General features: G+C 61.0%; 15 protein-coding genes. 6 read left to right on the plus strand and 9 right to left on the minus strand.

Translation table 11 applies throughout. The features are described 5' to 3' along the window. Positions 1-27: 27 nt before the first annotated feature. On the minus strand, positions 28-1542 hold the full coding sequence (gene ilvA, locus ABX75_RS08095; protein ID WP_034101330.1) for a threonine ammonia-lyase, biosynthetic: 1515 nt from the start codon (positions 1540-1542) through the stop codon (positions 28-30). A 137-nt stretch (positions 1543-1679) separates the two neighbouring features. On the opposite strand from ilvA, the gene rpiA reads away from it, so the two are divergent. Next, a complete protein-coding gene (rpiA, locus tag ABX75_RS08100) occupies positions 1680-2351 on the plus strand; it encodes a ribose-5-phosphate isomerase RpiA (RefSeq protein WP_034101332.1) in 672 nt (223 codons plus the stop codon). 265 nt (positions 2352-2616) lie between these two features. Further along, entirely contained in the window at positions 2617-4563 is a 1947-nt protein-coding gene (locus ABX75_RS08105; RefSeq protein ID WP_034101334.1) for an autotransporter domain-containing protein, read from the plus strand. Here ABX75_RS08105 and ABX75_RS08110 read toward each other — a convergent pair whose 3' ends face one another. From ABX75_RS08110 to ABX75_RS08125, 4 genes are all read right to left on the minus strand, one after another. Then, on the minus strand, positions 4564-5472 hold the full coding sequence (locus ABX75_RS08110; RefSeq protein ID WP_034101335.1) for an SdiA-regulated domain-containing protein: 909 nt from the start codon (positions 5470-5472) through the stop codon (positions 4564-4566). Between the two features lie 121 nt (positions 5473-5593). Then, positions 5594-6526 (minus strand): SdiA-regulated domain-containing protein, encoded by a 933-nt coding sequence (locus ABX75_RS08115; RefSeq protein WP_047881735.1) that lies wholly within the window; start codon positions 6524-6526, stop codon positions 5594-5596. Between the two features lie 169 nt (positions 6527-6695). Beyond that, entirely contained in the window at positions 6696-7361 is a 666-nt protein-coding gene (locus tag ABX75_RS08120) for a fumarylacetoacetate hydrolase family protein (protein WP_047881736.1), read from the minus strand. Between the two features lie 23 nt (positions 7362-7384). After that, positions 7385-8779: an FAD-binding oxidoreductase gene (locus ABX75_RS08125; RefSeq protein WP_034101339.1), complete on the minus strand. Its 1395-nt coding sequence runs from the start codon at positions 8777-8779 to the stop codon at positions 7385-7387. A 204-nt stretch (positions 8780-8983) separates the two neighbouring features. Between ABX75_RS08125 and serA the strand changes: the two genes are divergently transcribed. After that, entirely contained in the window at positions 8984-10213 is a 1230-nt protein-coding gene (gene serA, locus ABX75_RS08130) for a phosphoglycerate dehydrogenase (RefSeq protein WP_034101340.1), read from the plus strand. Positions 10214-10280: 67 nt separating this feature from the next. On the opposite strand, the gene ABX75_RS08135 is transcribed toward serA, so the two are convergent. Next, positions 10281-10721, minus strand: coding sequence for a DUF4399 domain-containing protein (locus ABX75_RS08135; RefSeq protein ID WP_034101341.1), 441 nt, complete (start codon positions 10719-10721; stop codon positions 10281-10283). Between the two features lie 134 nt (positions 10722-10855). Here ABX75_RS08135 and ABX75_RS08140 point away from each other — a divergent pair, with 134 nt between their 5' ends. Beyond that, positions 10856-11335, plus strand: a complete 480-nt coding sequence (locus ABX75_RS08140; RefSeq protein WP_034101343.1) for a transporter substrate-binding domain-containing protein — start codon at positions 10856-10858, stop codon at positions 11333-11335. Between the two features lie 36 nt (positions 11336-11371). On the opposite strand, the gene ABX75_RS08145 is transcribed toward ABX75_RS08140, so the two are convergent. Beyond that, complete coding sequence (locus tag ABX75_RS08145; protein ID WP_034115403.1) at positions 11372-11866, minus strand: DUF523 domain-containing protein; 495 nt, start codon at positions 11864-11866, stop codon at positions 11372-11374. 2 nt (positions 11867-11868) lie between these two features. Further along, positions 11869-12501, minus strand: a complete 633-nt coding sequence (locus ABX75_RS08150) for a 2OG-Fe(II) oxygenase (RefSeq protein WP_047881737.1) — start codon at positions 12499-12501, stop codon at positions 11869-11871. 132 nt (positions 12502-12633) lie between these two features. Here ABX75_RS08150 and ABX75_RS08155 point away from each other — a divergent pair, with 132 nt between their 5' ends. Continuing rightward, positions 12634-13386 carry a DUF2059 domain-containing protein gene (locus ABX75_RS08155; RefSeq protein WP_034101347.1) on the plus strand — a complete coding sequence of 251 codons (753 nt, stop codon included), beginning with the start codon at positions 12634-12636 and terminating at the stop codon, positions 13384-13386. A 41-nt stretch (positions 13387-13427) separates the two neighbouring features. Here the strand turns inward: ABX75_RS08155 and ABX75_RS08160 are convergent, their stop codons facing one another. Next, complete coding sequence (locus ABX75_RS08160; RefSeq protein ID WP_047881738.1) at positions 13428-14369, minus strand: alpha/beta hydrolase; 942 nt, start codon at positions 14367-14369, stop codon at positions 13428-13430. Positions 14370-14459: 90 nt separating this feature from the next. Here ABX75_RS08160 and ABX75_RS08165 point away from each other — a divergent pair, with 90 nt between their 5' ends. After that, positions 14460-15035, plus strand: coding sequence for a DUF6436 domain-containing protein (locus tag ABX75_RS08165; RefSeq protein ID WP_034101350.1), 576 nt, complete (start codon positions 14460-14462; stop codon positions 15033-15035). Positions 15036-15039: the final 4 nt, after the last annotated feature.

The following is a 15039-nucleotide window of genomic DNA, read 5'->3' on the forward strand; positions in this document are numbered from 1 at the left end:
AAAGGCCGCCCCAATCAGCGTAGTCGCTCAACCGAGGAACAGTTTGTAGGCCGGGTTATCGCTTTCGTCCCAGTACGGGTAACCGATTTCCGCCAGGGCCGCCGGTACCAGGTGACGTTCGTTCGCCGGCACTTGCAGGCCGGCCACCACACGGCCATCCGCCGCGCCGTGGTTGCGATAGTGAAACATTGAGATGTTCCAGCGCCCGCCCAATTTGTTAAGAAAGTTGAACAAGGCCCCCGGCCGCTCCGGAAACTCGAAGCGCAACACCACTTCATCGCTCACCTTGGCCGCATGCCCACCGACCATATGGCGGATGTGCAACTTGGCCAATTCGTTCTCGGTCAGGTCCAGCACCGGAAAACCCTGCTGGGTGAGGCTGGCGATCAAGGCGCTGCGCGGGTCGCTTTCTGGGTGCGTCTGCACACCGACGAAAATGTGCGCTTCGCTGCCGGTGTGATAGCGGTAGTTGAACTCGGTAATCTGGCGTTTGCCCACGGCCTCGCAGAACGCCTTGAAGCTGCCAGGCTTCTCGGGAATGGTCACGGCGATGATCGCTTCGCGGCCTTCACCCAGCTCGGCGCGCTCGGCCACATGGCGCAGGCGGTCGAAGTTGACGTTGGCGCCGGAATCGATAGCCACCAGGGTTTGCCCGCTGACGCCTCGGGTTTCCACGTATTTCTTGATACCCGCCACGCCCAGCGCGCCCGCCGGCTCGGTGATGGAACGGGTGTCGTCGTAGATGTCCTTGATCGCCGCGCAGATTTCGTCGGTGCTGACGGTGATCACTTCATCCACGTAGTCCTTGCAGATGTCGAACGTATGCTGACCGATCTGCGCCACCGCGACGCCATCGGCAAACAGGCCCACGGTCGGCAACACCACGCGCTCGCCCGCTGCCATCGCGGCTTGCAGGCAGTTGGAGTCATCCGGCTCGACGCCGATGATCTTGATTTCCGGGCGCAGGTATTTCACGTATGCCGCAATACCCGCGATCAGGCCACCGCCGCCCACCGGTACGAAGATCGCGTCCAGCGGCCCTGGGTGCTGGCGCAGAATCTCCATCGCCACGGTGCCCTGCCCGGCAATGGTGTGCGGATCGTCGTAGGGGTGAATGTAGACGTAGCCTTTTTCATCGACCAGCTTGAGCGAATAGGCCAGGGCTTCCGGGAACGAATCGCCGTGCAGCACCACTTTGCCGCCACGGGAGCGCACGCCTTCGACCTTGATCTCGGGGGTGGTCTTGGGCATCACGATAGTAGCCTTGACCCCCAGCACCTTGGCCGCCAGGGCCAGGCCCTGGGCGTGGTTGCCCGCCGAGGCGGTGACCACACCGCGCGCACGTTCTTCGGCGCTCAGTTGGGTCAGCTTGTTGTAGGCGCCGCGAATCTTGAACGAGAACACCGGCTGCAAGTCTTCCCGCTTGAGCCAGACCTTGTTGCCCAAGCGCTCGGAGAGCTGGCGGGCGGTCTGCAACGGGGTTTCTACGGCAACGTCGTAGACGCGCGAGGTGAGGATCTTTTTGACGTACTGTTCAAGCATCGGAAAGCATCACTGGGCGGGTTGGGCAGGGCCAAGGAGTCTAACCCGGCTTTTAGCCGTACGACCACACGAATCCCGAGGTTTTGTTGGGGTATACTCGCCGCCCTCGATAACTCCCCGCCCGTTCCGGAGCCCGCATGACCCAGGATCAACTCAAACAGGCAGTGGCCCAGGCCGCCGTCGATTTAATCCTTCCCAAACTCGACGACAAGAGCATCGTCGGCGTCGGCACCGGCTCCACCGCCAACTGCTTTATCGATGCGCTGGCCCAGCACAAGGGCGCGTTCGACGGCGCCGTGGCCAGCTCCGAAGCCACCGCCGCGCGCCTCAAAGGCCACGGCATTCCGGTGTATGAGCTCAACACCGTGAGCGACCTGGAGTTCTATGTCGACGGCGCCGATGAAAGCGACGAACACCTGCACCTGATCAAAGGCGGCGGCGCAGCCCTGACCCGCGAGAAGATCGTCGCGGCCGTGGCCAAGACCTTCATCTGCATCGCCGATGCCAGCAAACTGGTGCCGGTGCTCGGTACATTCCCACTGCCGGTGGAAGTCATCCCCATGGCCCGCAGCCACGTAGCCCGGGAATTGGTGAAGCTGGGCGGCGACCCGGTGTACCGCGAAGGCGTGTTGACCGACAACGGCAACATCATCCTCGATGTGTTCAACATGCAGATCACCAACCCGGTCGAGCTGGAAACCCGGATCAACGCCATCGTCGGCGTGGTCACCAATGGCCTGTTCGCCGCGCGGCCGGCGGATGTGCTGCTGCTGGGCACGCCTGAAGGCGTGAAAACCCTCAAGGCTTAAGCACAGGTTGACTGTGGGACGGAGCCAGCCTCCTCCCATAGCCCCTGTTCATGTAACAAAAACGCTACCTTTCGCAGCACCCCTCTCCAAAATCGTGCGCCAAATCACGACATTCAATGCCGTCGCTGGTATCAAATCCGTTACAACTTACAACCACGCGACCCCGCCGTTTAACAATGCGCCAATTCACAATCGCCCAGGGAATGAGGCGCACATTGTGCAAAGGGTCTCGGCTCAACCACTCCGTCACTTCAAGGAAGACCCTGTGATAAAGCCCCTCGCCTTCGCGATCGGCGCGACCTGCGCCCTGGTATCCCTGCAAGCCTCAGCCTACGAATACGGCGAGCACGCCAACACCACCCTGGAAAAGCTGATCAACGATTACCCCGGCCGGTATCGTGGCACGGCCAATTTCGCCGGCGCGGCCGACTGGATGCAAAGCCAGATGGGCACGGCCTACACCATCAGCCGTCAGGACTTCACCTGGAACAACGGCAGCCGCGCCTCGCAGAACGTAGTGGCCTACGCCGCCGGCACTCGGCCGCAGTACGTGGTAATTGGCGCGCATTTCGACACTTACTTTGGCCGCCCTACCCTGCAAGGCCTGGATGACAACGGTTCCGGCGCCAGTGTGCTGACCGAAGTGGCGAAGAACCTGGGCGGTCTGCAGCTGGAAAACGGCCTGCAGGTTGTCGGTTTCGGCGCGGAAGAAGAAGGCTTGCGCGGCTCCCGGGCGTTCGTCGACTCGCTGAGCGCCAGCCAGCGCGCGAATATGCTGGCGATGATCAACCTCGACAGCCTGATCACCGGCGACATGATGTACGCCCACGCCGGCCAGAACAGCACCGCCAACCCCGCACTGGCGGCATTGCGCGAGCACACCTTCCAGATCGCCAAGGAATTGAATATTCCTTTGTTCACCAACCCCGGCCTCGACCCGCAATACCCCACAGGCACCGGTTGCTGCAGCGACGGCGAAGCATTCGAAGCGCTGAACATACCAATCCTCTATATAGAGGCCACTAACTGGGAACTGGGCGACCTGGACGGCTATACCCAGACCAATAACCCGAAAATCCCCGGCGGCTCGACCTGGCACGACCCCGCTGAAGACAACAAAGCGGTACTCACTGATGCCTTCGGCCAGGCGCGCATTGACCAGCGTCTGCGCGACTATTCGCGCCTGCTCAGCCGCTTGGTGCTGGAGCTGACCAACGCTGACCTGCTGGCCTCGACCGCTTCCGGCGGCGCCGTCGCGCGCAATATGCAGGACAACCTGCAGCGCCAGCACCAAGCGATGGTGCGCCTGCACGATCGCCGCTGGCTGACCTTGCAATCGGCCAGCCGCGAGGTCGGCAGCTTTGACGGCGAGATTGGCGTGGACGGCGAATACAACCCCGACAGTGGCTTCGACACGGCGCCCAACCCAGAGGCCCGGCGCGTGGGCCTGCACGCCCTGGGCGATTACCAACTCAGCGCGAGCCTGAACATCGGCGCCAGCCTCAGTTACCTCAACGGCCGCGACAAACTGGAGCACCGCGGCAAACTCGACAGCGACACCTGGCAAGCTGCCGCCTATGCGCTGCTTAACGATGGCGGGCCGAGCTGGCTGGCCGGCGACCTGAGCATCGGCCACAGCCGCTTCGATAGCCGGCGCAACCTGCTGATCCAGGCCAATGGTGGGCCGATCCTGCTCAATCAACAGCTGACCGGCAGCACTGACGCATTGACGCTCGGGGCGCGGGTGCTGGGCGGCTACGACTTTGACCTCGGCGCAATCAAGAGCGGCCCGTTCGCCGGCCTGGACTACAGCCACTCACGCATCGATAAATTCCACGAGAAACAAAACCTGCGCACCGCCCTTGAATACGAGGAACAATCCTTCGACTCCCTGGAAGCCAGCCTTGGTTGGCGAGTACGCGGTACCGTCGCACTGCCTCATGGCCTAAGCCTGATGCCCTACGGCGACATTGCCTGGGTTGAGGAATTGGCCGACGGTCGCCTGGACGATCTGCAATTGACCGCCCGCGCCGATGGCCAGGCGCGTACCGCGCGGCTCGGCGCTGTGGATAAGCATTTTGGTCGCGCCCAACTGGGCAGCCAGTTGGCGATTACCCCACAGCTGGGGGTGTATGCCGAGGTCAATAGCCGCCTGGGCCATACCGAAGGCAGCCAGACCGGCTATTCACTGGGTGTGCAATGGATGTTCTGATCAGGGCTTTTTGAACACGTAGAACAGGTTCGGCTCGCTGACCAGGTACAGCGCGCCATCGTCATCCATGGCAATGCCTTCGGCCTGGGGCACGCGTTTTTTCAAACCATGGCGTCCGTTGAGCAGAGACAGACTGCTCAACGGGCGACCGTCGATGTCCAACTCCAGCACCAGAAACGACTCATCCGACAACGCCAGTAAATGGCCGCTGCGCTCGTCGTATTGCAGGCTCGACAGGTCGCGCACAAACAACCCGGCGTCACGCTTGGGGTTGTTGATCACATGCACCGAGTAGGTTTTTTCCGGTTTGAAATGAGGAAAGCCGTGCACCTCGTAGATCAGCATCGGATCGCGCTCCTTGGCGACGAACAGACGTTTGCCTACCGAGTCATAGGCCAGGCCCTCAAAGCCCTTGTTGCCGCCGACATGCACGCCCAAGGTCATTTGTTCGGCGTCCGCAGCGTCGAGGAACTCGGTGTCATCGTCCACATGTACTTTGATCAGCCGTTGCTGGCGCTCATCGCTGATGACGTAAATGTTCTCGCTGATGAACTCCACGGCCTCGGCATCGCCAAACCCGATCAGGGGAATACGCCGCAGGATCTTGCCCTCCAGGGACAGCTCGATCAGCTCGGCGTTTTTATTGGTCACGGTAAACAGGCTTTTGCGGATCGGATCATAGGTGAGGGCCGACACGTCATCATCCAACCCCTCAATCACCTGCGCCTCCAGCACCACGCGGTAATCCGCCAGGCCAATGGATTGCTCATTGGTGGGCTGGCGCCACGCCTGCCAGTTGAACCAGGCGCGCTCAAAGAGACGGAAGTACTGCGCAACAGCGACGGCGCTGATCACGATGACCAGCGCAATCATCAAAAGAATAGGTTTAGGGCGGGCAAGTCGACGCATTGGGCGAGCTCAAAGTCAAAAAGTGGCGAATAAATATCACGCCGGTCTGAATTTAAACTTAAACGCGCCCCACTGTCTGACGAATGCCGTTGAAAGAGAAATATCCGACGTATTTCGCCAGCTATTTCTGCTTTTCGAAACGATAGAACAGGTTCGGCTCGCTCACCACGTACAGGTTGCCGTCCTCGTCCATGGTCACCCCTTCGGCTCGCGGAATCGTGTCCTTGAGGCCGTTGAAGCCACCGAGCAAGGTCATGAAGCTCACCTGCTCGCCCTTTTCATCCAGCTCCAGCAATAAGTGAGAATCGGCCGATAACGCCAGCATGTGGCCCGTGCGCGAATCGATGGCCAGAGCCGAGAGATTGCGCATGTCCAACTCTTTGCTAGCCAGCTTTTGTTTATCGCCAGTCAGGGTCTGGCTGCCGTCGCTTTTCCAGGTGAACAATGCCGGTGGACGCTCTTCACCGAGCACCAGTTGCTGAGTGCGTTTGTCCCAGGTTACGGCCTCAAACGCTTTGTTCTGGTCTATGGAGGGGCCCAGGTCGTAACTGGTAAAGTCGGCTTTGTTCAACTGCTGGGTCGTGGCATCGACCTTGACGATGGTCAGCGTGTGTTGACGTTCATCGACCACCGCCATCAGGCCGTTTTCCAGCATCGTGACGCCTTCCGGGTTGCTCCAGCCGTTGAGCGGCATCTTGCGCAGCACGTCGCCTTGCAGGTTCAGCTCCACAAGAAAGGCGTTTTTGCCCATGACAGAAAACAGGGTTTTGGTCTGTGGGTTATAGGTGAGGTCCGACGCTTCGTCTTTTTCCATGCCCGGCAGCACCTTGGCATCGATCACCGCCTGATAGTCCGGCAGCCAGACACTTTCCTTGCGCTCGGCAGGGCTTTCAAATCGCTCCAGCACCCACAGCACACCGCGATCGTCCCAATGCATCGCCCACGCCACGCCATACACCACCGCCCCAACCAGAAACAGCCAGGAATACCAGCGCAGGGCGAAGCGGGAGCGGGAGCGGGGCTTGGATGTTGCAGAGGGCAGAGGCACGGCCATTGAGCGCTTTTCCGAGGAGTGAGTAGGGAATTAGCACAGGATCAATGGGCTCGCGTGCTGGGGTCTGAAGATTATCCGGATCGCGTGTGAAAAAAATGCAAAAGTCGCTATGTGAGACGTGCTCGCCCCCTTTTATAGAAGGGGGCAAGCCCCCCCTCCTACGGCGCTCTTAGCGGACGACGCTTTCGAAGCGACTTACGCCCGGCAATTCCAGCACCAGTTCATCGCCTGCATTCAACGGGCCTACGCCGGCCGGGGTGCCGGTGAGGATCACATCCCCCGCCTGCAGCGAGAAGCAGCCGGCCATGTACTGGATCATCGGAACGATAGGGTTGAGCATCTGCGCGCTGTTACCGTCCTGGCGCAGTTCGCCATTGATGGTCAGGCGAATGCCGATGTTGGTCAGGTCCGGGAAGGTGCTGCCGACCACGAAGGGCGCAATCACCGCCGCGCCGTCGAACGACTTGGCGATCTCCCACGGCAAACCCTTGGCTTTCAGTTCGGCCTGCTTGTCGCGCAGGGTCAGATCCAACGCCGGGGCGAAGCCGGAAATGGCATCCAGCACTTCTTCACGGCTAGGCTTGGCCGACAATGGTTTGCCGATCAACACCGCGATTTCCGCCTCGTAGTGCACCGAACCACGTTCTGCGGGAATAGCGAAACCGCCTTCCAACGGCACCACGCAACTGCCCGGCTTGATGAACAGCAAAGGTTCGGTCGGCACCGGGTTATCCAGTTCCTTGGCATGTTCGGCGTAATTGCGCCCAATACACACCACTTTCCCCACAGGAAAGTGGATATTGGTGCCGTCGACATACTTGTGCTGGTAGCTCATGAAACGACTCCTTCAGGGGCGGTTTAAACAGCGAAGATCTTGCCGGGGTTCATGATCCCGTTCGGGTCGAATACCGCTTTGACGGCTTTCATGTATTCGATTTCAACTGGCGAACGGCTGTAGGTCAGGTAGTCGCGTTTGGTCATACCCACGCCGTGCTCGGCGGAGATCGAACCGTTGTATTTCTCGACGGTTTCAAAGACCCACTTGTTGACGGTGGCGCACTTGGCGAAGAACTCATCCTTGCTCAGATTTTCCGGCTTGAGGATGTTCAGGTGCAGGTTGCCGTCACCAATGTGACCGAACCAGACGATCTCGAAGTCCGGGTAGTGTTCACCGACGATCGCGTCGATTTCCTTCAAGAACGCCGGCACTTTGCTGACGGTCACCGAAATATCGTTCTTGTAAGGCGTCCAGTGGGAAATGGTCTCGGAGATGTACTCGCGCAGTTTCCACAGGTTGTGCAATTGGGTTTCGCTTTGGCTCATCACGCCGTCCAGCACCCAGCCCTGCTCGACGCAGTGCTCGAAGGTTTCCAGGGCATGGTTGGCGACTTCTTCGGTGGTGGCTTCGAATTCCAGCAGCGCGTAGAACGGGCACTCGGTTTCGAACGGCGCCGGCACGTCGCCACGGCCGAGGACTTTGGCCAGGGCCTTGTCGGAGAAGAATTCGAAAGCTGTCAGATCCAACTTGCCTTGGAAGGCATGCAGCACCGGCATGATCGAGTCGAAATCGGTGGTGCCCAGCACCATGGCGGTGAGGTTCTTCGGTGCACGGTCCAGGCGCATGGTGGCTTCGACCACAAAGCCCAGGGTGCCTTCAGCGCCGATAAACAGCTGGCGCATGTCATAGCCGGTGGCGTTCTTGATCAGGTCGCGGTTCAGCTCCAGCACGTCGCCCTTGCCGGTGACGACTTTGATGCCGGCCACCCAGTTACGGGTCATACCATAGCGAATGACCTTGATCCCGCCGGCATTGGTGCCGATATTGCCGCCAATCTGACTGGAACCGGAGGATGCAAAGTCCACGGGGTAGTACAGGCCGTTTTCTTCGGCGACGTTCTGCAACTGCTTGGTGACCACGCCCGGCTGGCACACGGCGGTGCGGTCGGTGAGGTTTACGTCGAGGATCTGGTTCATATAGTCGAAAGACACCACCACTTCGCCATTAGCCGCAACGGCTGCGGCCGACAGCCCCGTACGCCCGCCGGACGGCACCAGCGCCACCTTGCGCTCATTGGCCCAACGCACAACCGCCTGCACCTGCTCGATGGTCTTGGGAAACACGATGGCGGTCGGCGCGGGGGCGAAGTGCTTGGTCCAATCCTTGCCGTAAGCCTCCAGGGAGTCGGCGTCGGTCAGCACTTTGCCGGGCTCAACCAGGGTCTTTAGCTCATCAATCAGGGCAGGATGGGTCATCGACAGAACTCTCGAACAATTCATGGTCATCCTGAGAACGCTTCACGTCGCAGGATAGGTGTTTAGCGGGGCGCATATGCTAGCATACCGCCCCCGCAGGACAGAGCCCAAGGGCGTTTCTGCGGTGACGGCTTTCCTGCCGTCCGGGTCAGCTTAAGTGATCCGACTCCCTGCCATTTTTCTCCGGGATACAGGTTTACGCAGATGAGCAAGACTTCTCTCGATAAGAGCAAGATCAAGTTCCTTCTTCTGGAAGGCGTCCACCCATCGGCTGTCGACGTTCTGAAAGCCGCCGGGTACACCAGCATTGAGTACATCACCAGCTCTCTGCCGGAAGCCCAGCTCAAGGAAAAGATCGCCGACGCGCACTTTATCGGCATTCGCTCACGCACTCAGTTGACCGAAGAGATCTTCGATCACGCCAAGAAACTCGTGGCGGTCGGCTGTTTCTGCATCGGCACCAACCAGGTCGACCTCAACGCCGCACGCGAGCGCGGTATTGCGGTGTTCAACGCACCGTACTCCAACACCCGTTCCGTGGCGGAGCTGGTGTTGGCCGAGGCGATCCTGTTGCTGCGCGGCATCCCGGAGAAGAACGCTTCCTGCCACCGTGGCGGCTGGATCAAAAGCGCGGCCAATTCCTTCGAAATCCGCGGCAAAAAGCTGGGCATCGTCGGTTACGGTTCGATCGGCACGCAGTTGTCGGTGCTGGCTGAAGGCCTGGGCATGCAGGTGTTCTTCTATGACACCCTGACCAAGCTGCCGCTGGGCAACGCCACTCAGGTGTCGAGCCTGACCGAGTTGCTGGGCATGTCCGACATCGTGACCCTGCACGTTCCGGAAACCGCTGAGACCCAGTGGATGATCGGCGAGAAGGAAATCCGCGCCATTAAGAAAGGCGGCATCCTGATCAACGCCGCGCGCGGCACCGTGGTCGAGCTGGACGCCCTGGCCGACGCGATCAAGGACAAGCACCTGATCGGCGCCGCCATCGACGTATTCCCGGTAGAACCTCGCTCCAACGACGACATCTTCGAAAGCCCGCTGCGTGGCCTGGACAACGTGATCCTCACCCCGCACATCGGCGGTTCCACCGCTGAAGCCCAGGCCAACATCGGCCTGGAAGTGGCCGAGAAGCTGGTCAAGTACAGCGACAACGGTACGTCGGTCTCGTCCGTCAACTTCCCGGAAGTGGCCCTGCCGGCTCACCCTGGCAAGCACCGCCTGTTGCACATCCACCAGAACATTCCGGGTGTGATGAGCGAGATCAACAAGGTTTTCGCGGAAAACGGCATCAACATCTCCGGTCAGTTCCTGCAGACCAACGAGAAAGTCGGCTACGTGGTAATCGATGTCGACGCCGAGTACTCGGACCTGGCGCAAGAGAAGCTGCAGCACATCAACGGCACTATCCGTAGCCGCGTGTTGTTCTAAGGCTTTAACCGCTGCACAAAAAATGGGAGACCCGCAGGGGTCTCCCATTTTTTTGTCCGTAGAACGCTTACTTAACGTTAACGGTGATGACTTTCGAGGCGACCGTTGGCTCGAACTGGCGATGCACGTTGTCGCCCGCCACCAGTTGCAAGGTGTGCTTGCCTGGGGTCAGGGTGAGTTCGGTTTCGGTTTGCGCCTTGCCGAAGTGGATCGAGGTGGCGGTGGCCGGGATCGCCTCGTCGGCTTTAAGCGCCGTCACGTCCTGATCGACCAGCAGGTGATGGTGGCCGGCGTTAGGCACTTGCTTATCGATAGGTTCCAGGTCCAGGTGCTTGACGCCGAATTTGACCTTGAAGGTTTTGTCGACGGTCGCGCCATCCTTCGGCGAGACGATAAACACTTCGGCACCTTCAGGCGCCGGCGTACGTGGAAGGTCGGCGGCGCTGGCCAACATCGAGGCACCCAGCAACAGGCTGGCAATCGTTGCACGGGACAAAAGGGCTTTCATTCGCTTCTCCAGTTTTTCTGTGAAATCTGTAGGTTTATGACAACTTCGCGGCAAATTGCTGTCCAAGGCACTCAACACCATAGCAAAGCGATGCTGAACGGCGCCTCGCACATTCGAATTCTCTAGGAGTGACCATGCGCTTTTCGCCTGGCCTGTTACTGCTGCTTCCTCTTCTGAGCCCTTTGGCCCATGCCGAACTGATCGACGATGTGAACGATCGCGGCGAACTGCGCATCGCCCTTGAAGCCACTCACCCGCCGTTCAACTTCAAGGAGGGCGACAAGCTCACCGGCTTTGAAGTGGAGCTGGGCGAGCAACTGGCCAAGGAAATGGATGTGCGCCCGTCCTTCATCACCACCGATGACACTGACTTGCTGCAAGGGGTGGAAAGCGGCAAATACGACGTGGCCATCAACCATATCGCTATGACTGCCGAGCTGCGTGATCGGTTCGATTTCAGCGAGAGCTATAACCAGGCGCCTGACCTGGCGATCCCGTTCCAGAAGGGCAATCCGGCGTTCAAGGCCAGCCTGGACAAAGCCTTGGAGCGGGTGAAGGCGGATGGGCGGTTGAAGGCGCTGTCCCACAAGTGGCTTGAAAGCGACGCCCAGTAACGCCAACGCGCTGGCAGCCCTCTCCCGCCTTTTTGATTAGGTCGGGATTGAAAGCTGAGCCAGCGCGGCGGCAGCCTCGGGCAACTCCAGCTCGCTGAACACCTGCACGCCATGGCGCTTGAGTAGCGCCGCCGTGACCCCTTCGCCGCTGACTTTGACGCCTGTGAACGTACCGTCATAGGTGAGCAGATTGCCGCAGGAGGGGCTATTGGCCTTGAGCACAGCGATACGGATGCCGTAGCGCTGCACCAGCGCCAACGCCTGGCGCGCGCCGTCGAGGAACGCGGCGCTGAAGTCTTCGCCCGCGGCGGTGAGCACCTGGGCCCGGCCTTCCCACACATCGATGCCCTGCCCGCCCGGAATCTCCGCAGACGGGCGCGGCGTCGGCAAGCCGCCCGCGACTTCCGGGCAAACCGCCACTACCCGCCCTTCTGCCTGCCAAGCCGCCAATTGGTCGAACGGCCCACTGGCCCCACCGTCGTAGCGCACCTTATGCCCGAGCAGGCAGCGGCTGATCAGTATCTTGTGCATGCTCAGAACGGCTCGTTGCCCCGCCGACGGAACCAGCCGGTCAGGGACAGCCGTTCGCGCGTGGCGGGCATGACTTCGTGGGGGATGACGCCGGACAGGAACACCACCAGACAACCGCCGACAGGGGTCACGTCGTATTCGACGTCGTCCTTGAGGTACATGCGCAACTGGCCGCCGTGTTCGGGCAGCCAGGCGTCATTCAGGTAGATCACCGCCGAGACCATGCGCCGGTCATCATCGCGAAAGCGATCCAGATGTTTGAGGTAAAACGCCCCTGGCGGGTACATGGCGAAATGGCTTTCGAAATCTTCCAGGCCGAGGAACAGCCCCCGGTTCATCGCCAGGCGCAGGCTATCCATCACCGCCATGTAGGTGTCGCAGACGGCGGCGTCACCCTCCTCCAGCCACTGGATACGGTCGCCGCGAATACCCTCGCGGATCTCCTGGGCCGGGCCGCGCCCTACCGCCGCGGGCGCCAATTCACCCTCGGCGGCACGTTTACGGCACTCAGCCGCCAGTTCCAGGGTCAGAGCCTGGGGCAGGAAGCCGTTCTGCTGCGACCAACCTTTCTCGGCCAGGTCGTCGACAATACGTTGCAGCAGGGGATGATCGAAGGGTATTTGCATGGCGCGCATAGTATCCATACGCCTGTGAATCCGACAGAGCCGCCGAGCGTCTGAACACAGATTAGTTCATGTGACTGACAGGATTTCTCGACAAATCCTACGCCCCACACGGACAATAGTGGCCGACTGACAGGAGTCCATATGCGTCGTTTGTTTTTTTCCTTGCTGATGTTCTGCGTTTTGCCCGCCTGGGCAGACGGCCATGACCAGTTGTACAAGGTTGCCGGCTGGGCCGAACAACGTGCGCATTTCACCGATGCCCTCGCGGCGGCCCAACAGCGCTACCGCAATAGCCTGCCGCCGGCGGTGTATCAGGCACTGGTGGACAACAGCAACCAACGCTTCGCCGCCCAGGCCATGGATCAGCGCGCCGAAGCGCAGTTGCGCAAGCACTTGGCGGACCCGGCACCAGCGCTGGCGTTCTTTCAGTCACCCTTGGGGCGCAAGATCGTCGCCGCCGAATTACTCGCTACCCGCCGCGATCAATTGGCCAAAAACGCCCAGGGCCTGCCGAAGATCCAGGCCGACGCCACCCGCAGCCTGATCATCGGCCACCTGGCCCAAGCCCTGCCCGCCCGTGAGGCCGGCGCAGAGGTCAGCCTGGCGATTGCCGGCGTGGCGGCCGACAGCCTCAGCCAGATGATCCCTGGCCTGCTGGGCGGCGGTCAGGCCCAGGGCATGTTGAATGGCCAACGTGAGCGCTTGATGCAGCAGATCGGTAATGACCTGAACAACACGTTGCTGTACGTCTATCGCGATTTGTCCGACCCGGAGCTGGAAGAATTCGCCACGTTCGCCGAGTCGCCGGAGGGTAAGGCGTATTACCAGGCGGCGCTGGCGGCGATTCGCGCAGGCCTGGCAGTCGGCCAGAGCACCTCAAGCCTGACGCAGTAGAAATGTGGGAGGGGCTTGCCCCCTCCCCCACTTGCACCGCGTTATTTCAGATGGTCCGTCAAATACCGGAAGTACTCTTCGCGAATCTCTGGAATCTCATTGGCCAGGTGATGCCGTCCACGGGGCAGCATCAGCACCTCGGGCCGGTCGAACTTGCCGCGCAGCACGTGCAGGTTGTGCTGCCAGTCCACCGTCATGTCTTCCTCCCCCTGCACGATCACCGGCCGCCGCGTGCTGCGCGGGGCGGCCTCGATGCGTTTGATCCAGCGCGCCAGGGCGCCCACCCAGGCGGTGGGTAGTTGCCGCGGCTGCAGCGGATCGGCTTCCAGGAACGGCCGAAAGGCCGGGTCGTTGGAGTTGTCGCTGAACCGCCGCGCAATACCTTTGACGAATGGCCTCAGCAGGTAATAGCTGACCTGGGACCAGCCCCACGCGCGCGGACGCACCAGCGGTGACAGCAGCAGCACTTTGCCTTGCGCCGGGCTCTCGGCGCCGTGGTGCAGCAGATGATCCACCACGATCGCGCCGCCGGTGCTTTGCCCGAACAGGTGCCAAGGCTTGGGCAGCTGCAGTGTCTCGGCCTGGGCGAACAGGGCTTGAACCACATCTTGGTATACCGCGAAATCATCGATGCTGGCGCGCGCGCCACTGGACAAGCCATGCCCCGGCAAATCGCAGGCGATCACGACGAAGCCCTGGTCCAGTGCCCAGTCCACTACGTTGCGGTACAGCCCCATGTGGTCGTAGAAGCCGTGAAACAAAAACATCGTCGCCACCGGCACCGGCGGCCACCACACCTGCGCCACCACGTCGAAACCGTCCACCTCAAAGCGCCCCAGGCGACTCACCGCCGGCACTTTGCGCGCGGGCAGGTCCAGCCCGTAAAAACGCTGGTAGACCCGCGCCTCGGCGCTGAGCGGTTGCGCATCCGACAAGGGGCGCAAGCTGTCGCGCAGATGATCCGGGTCAAAGGTGACGGGCATAAAGGGTTTCCAGGCTCACAATATCGAGCTGCGATATTCATCTGTCAGGGCAGGCATGGCAAGCTACGCGACCTGCGAGGATAGATCCGAATGCGACAGACCCACCGTACCGCCCTGTTCGCCAGCCTGATCCTGATTATCTGCACCGGCGTGCTGTGGACGGCGTATGACTGGTTTCAGGGCCGCTATCTGCGCGCTTTCAGCGAGCACACGGCGGTTTTTTCCGGCGATGCGCTGCAACTGCCCGCCGAACTCAGCGGCCCAGGCCCGATCCGCCTGGTGCATTTCTGGGACCCGGCGTGCCCGTGCAATGTGATCAACCAGCAACATCTGGGCGAGCTGATCGAGCAGTACGCGTCCAAAGGCGTTGAGTTCTACGCCCTGCAAAAAGCCGGCAGCCATGGCCAATTACCGGACAACCTGCGCCAGATGAAAATCCTCACTGCCCTGCCCGGTGCCGACCAGGTGCCGGCCAGCCCCGCCGTGGGCATCTGGGACCGCAGCGGCAAGCTCGCGTATTTCGGGCCCTACAGCGAGGGCCTGACGTGCAACGCCAACAACAGTTTTATCGAGCCGATCCTGCAAGCGCTCGACGCCGGGCGCGAGGTGAATGCCACGCACACCCTGGCGGTGGGCTGCTATTGTTCGTGGTCAACCGGGCCGTAGGCCG

The organism is Pseudomonas sp. ARP3, assembly GCF_001029595.1.
Classification (GTDB): domain Bacteria; phylum Pseudomonadota; class Gammaproteobacteria; order Pseudomonadales; family Pseudomonadaceae; genus Aquipseudomonas; species Aquipseudomonas rhodesiae.

Bases quoted from the DNA above. Each gene is read 5' to 3' on its own strand.
- ilvA (WP_034101330.1), bottom strand. From the start codon at position 1,542: ATGCTTGAACAGTACGTCAAAAAGATCCTCACCTCGCGCGTCTACGAC.
- rpiA (WP_034101332.1), top strand. From the start codon at position 1,680: ATGACCCAGGATCAACTCAAACAGGCAGTGGCCCAGGCCGCCGTCGAT.
- ABX75_RS08110 (WP_034101335.1), bottom strand. From the start codon at position 5,472: ATGCGTCGACTTGCCCGCCCTAAACCTATTCTTTTGATGATTGCGCTG.
- ABX75_RS08115 (WP_047881735.1), bottom strand. From the start codon at position 6,526: ATGGCCGTGCCTCTGCCCTCTGCAACATCCAAGCCCCGCTCCCGCTCC.
- ABX75_RS08120 (WP_047881736.1), bottom strand. From the start codon at position 7,361: ATGAGCTACCAGCACAAGTATGTCGACGGCACCAATATCCACTTTCCT.
- ABX75_RS08125 (WP_034101339.1), bottom strand. From the start codon at position 8,779: ATGACCCATCCTGCCCTGATTGATGAGCTAAAGACCCTGGTTGAGCCC.
- serA (WP_034101340.1), top strand. From the start codon at position 8,984: ATGAGCAAGACTTCTCTCGATAAGAGCAAGATCAAGTTCCTTCTTCTG.
- ABX75_RS08135 (WP_034101341.1), bottom strand. From the start codon at position 10,721: ATGAAAGCCCTTTTGTCCCGTGCAACGATTGCCAGCCTGTTGCTGGGT.
- ABX75_RS08140 (WP_034101343.1), top strand. From the start codon at position 10,856: ATGCGCTTTTCGCCTGGCCTGTTACTGCTGCTTCCTCTTCTGAGCCCT.
- ABX75_RS08145 (WP_034115403.1), bottom strand. From the start codon at position 11,866: ATGCACAAGATACTGATCAGCCGCTGCCTGCTCGGGCATAAGGTGCGC.
- ABX75_RS08150 (WP_047881737.1), bottom strand. From the start codon at position 12,501: ATGCGCGCCATGCAAATACCCTTCGATCATCCCCTGCTGCAACGTATT.
- ABX75_RS08155 (WP_034101347.1), top strand. From the start codon at position 12,634: ATGCGTCGTTTGTTTTTTTCCTTGCTGATGTTCTGCGTTTTGCCCGCC.
- ABX75_RS08160 (WP_047881738.1), bottom strand. From the start codon at position 14,369: ATGCCCGTCACCTTTGACCCGGATCATCTGCGCGACAGCTTGCGCCCC.
- ABX75_RS08165 (WP_034101350.1), top strand. From the start codon at position 14,460: ATGCGACAGACCCACCGTACCGCCCTGTTCGCCAGCCTGATCCTGATT.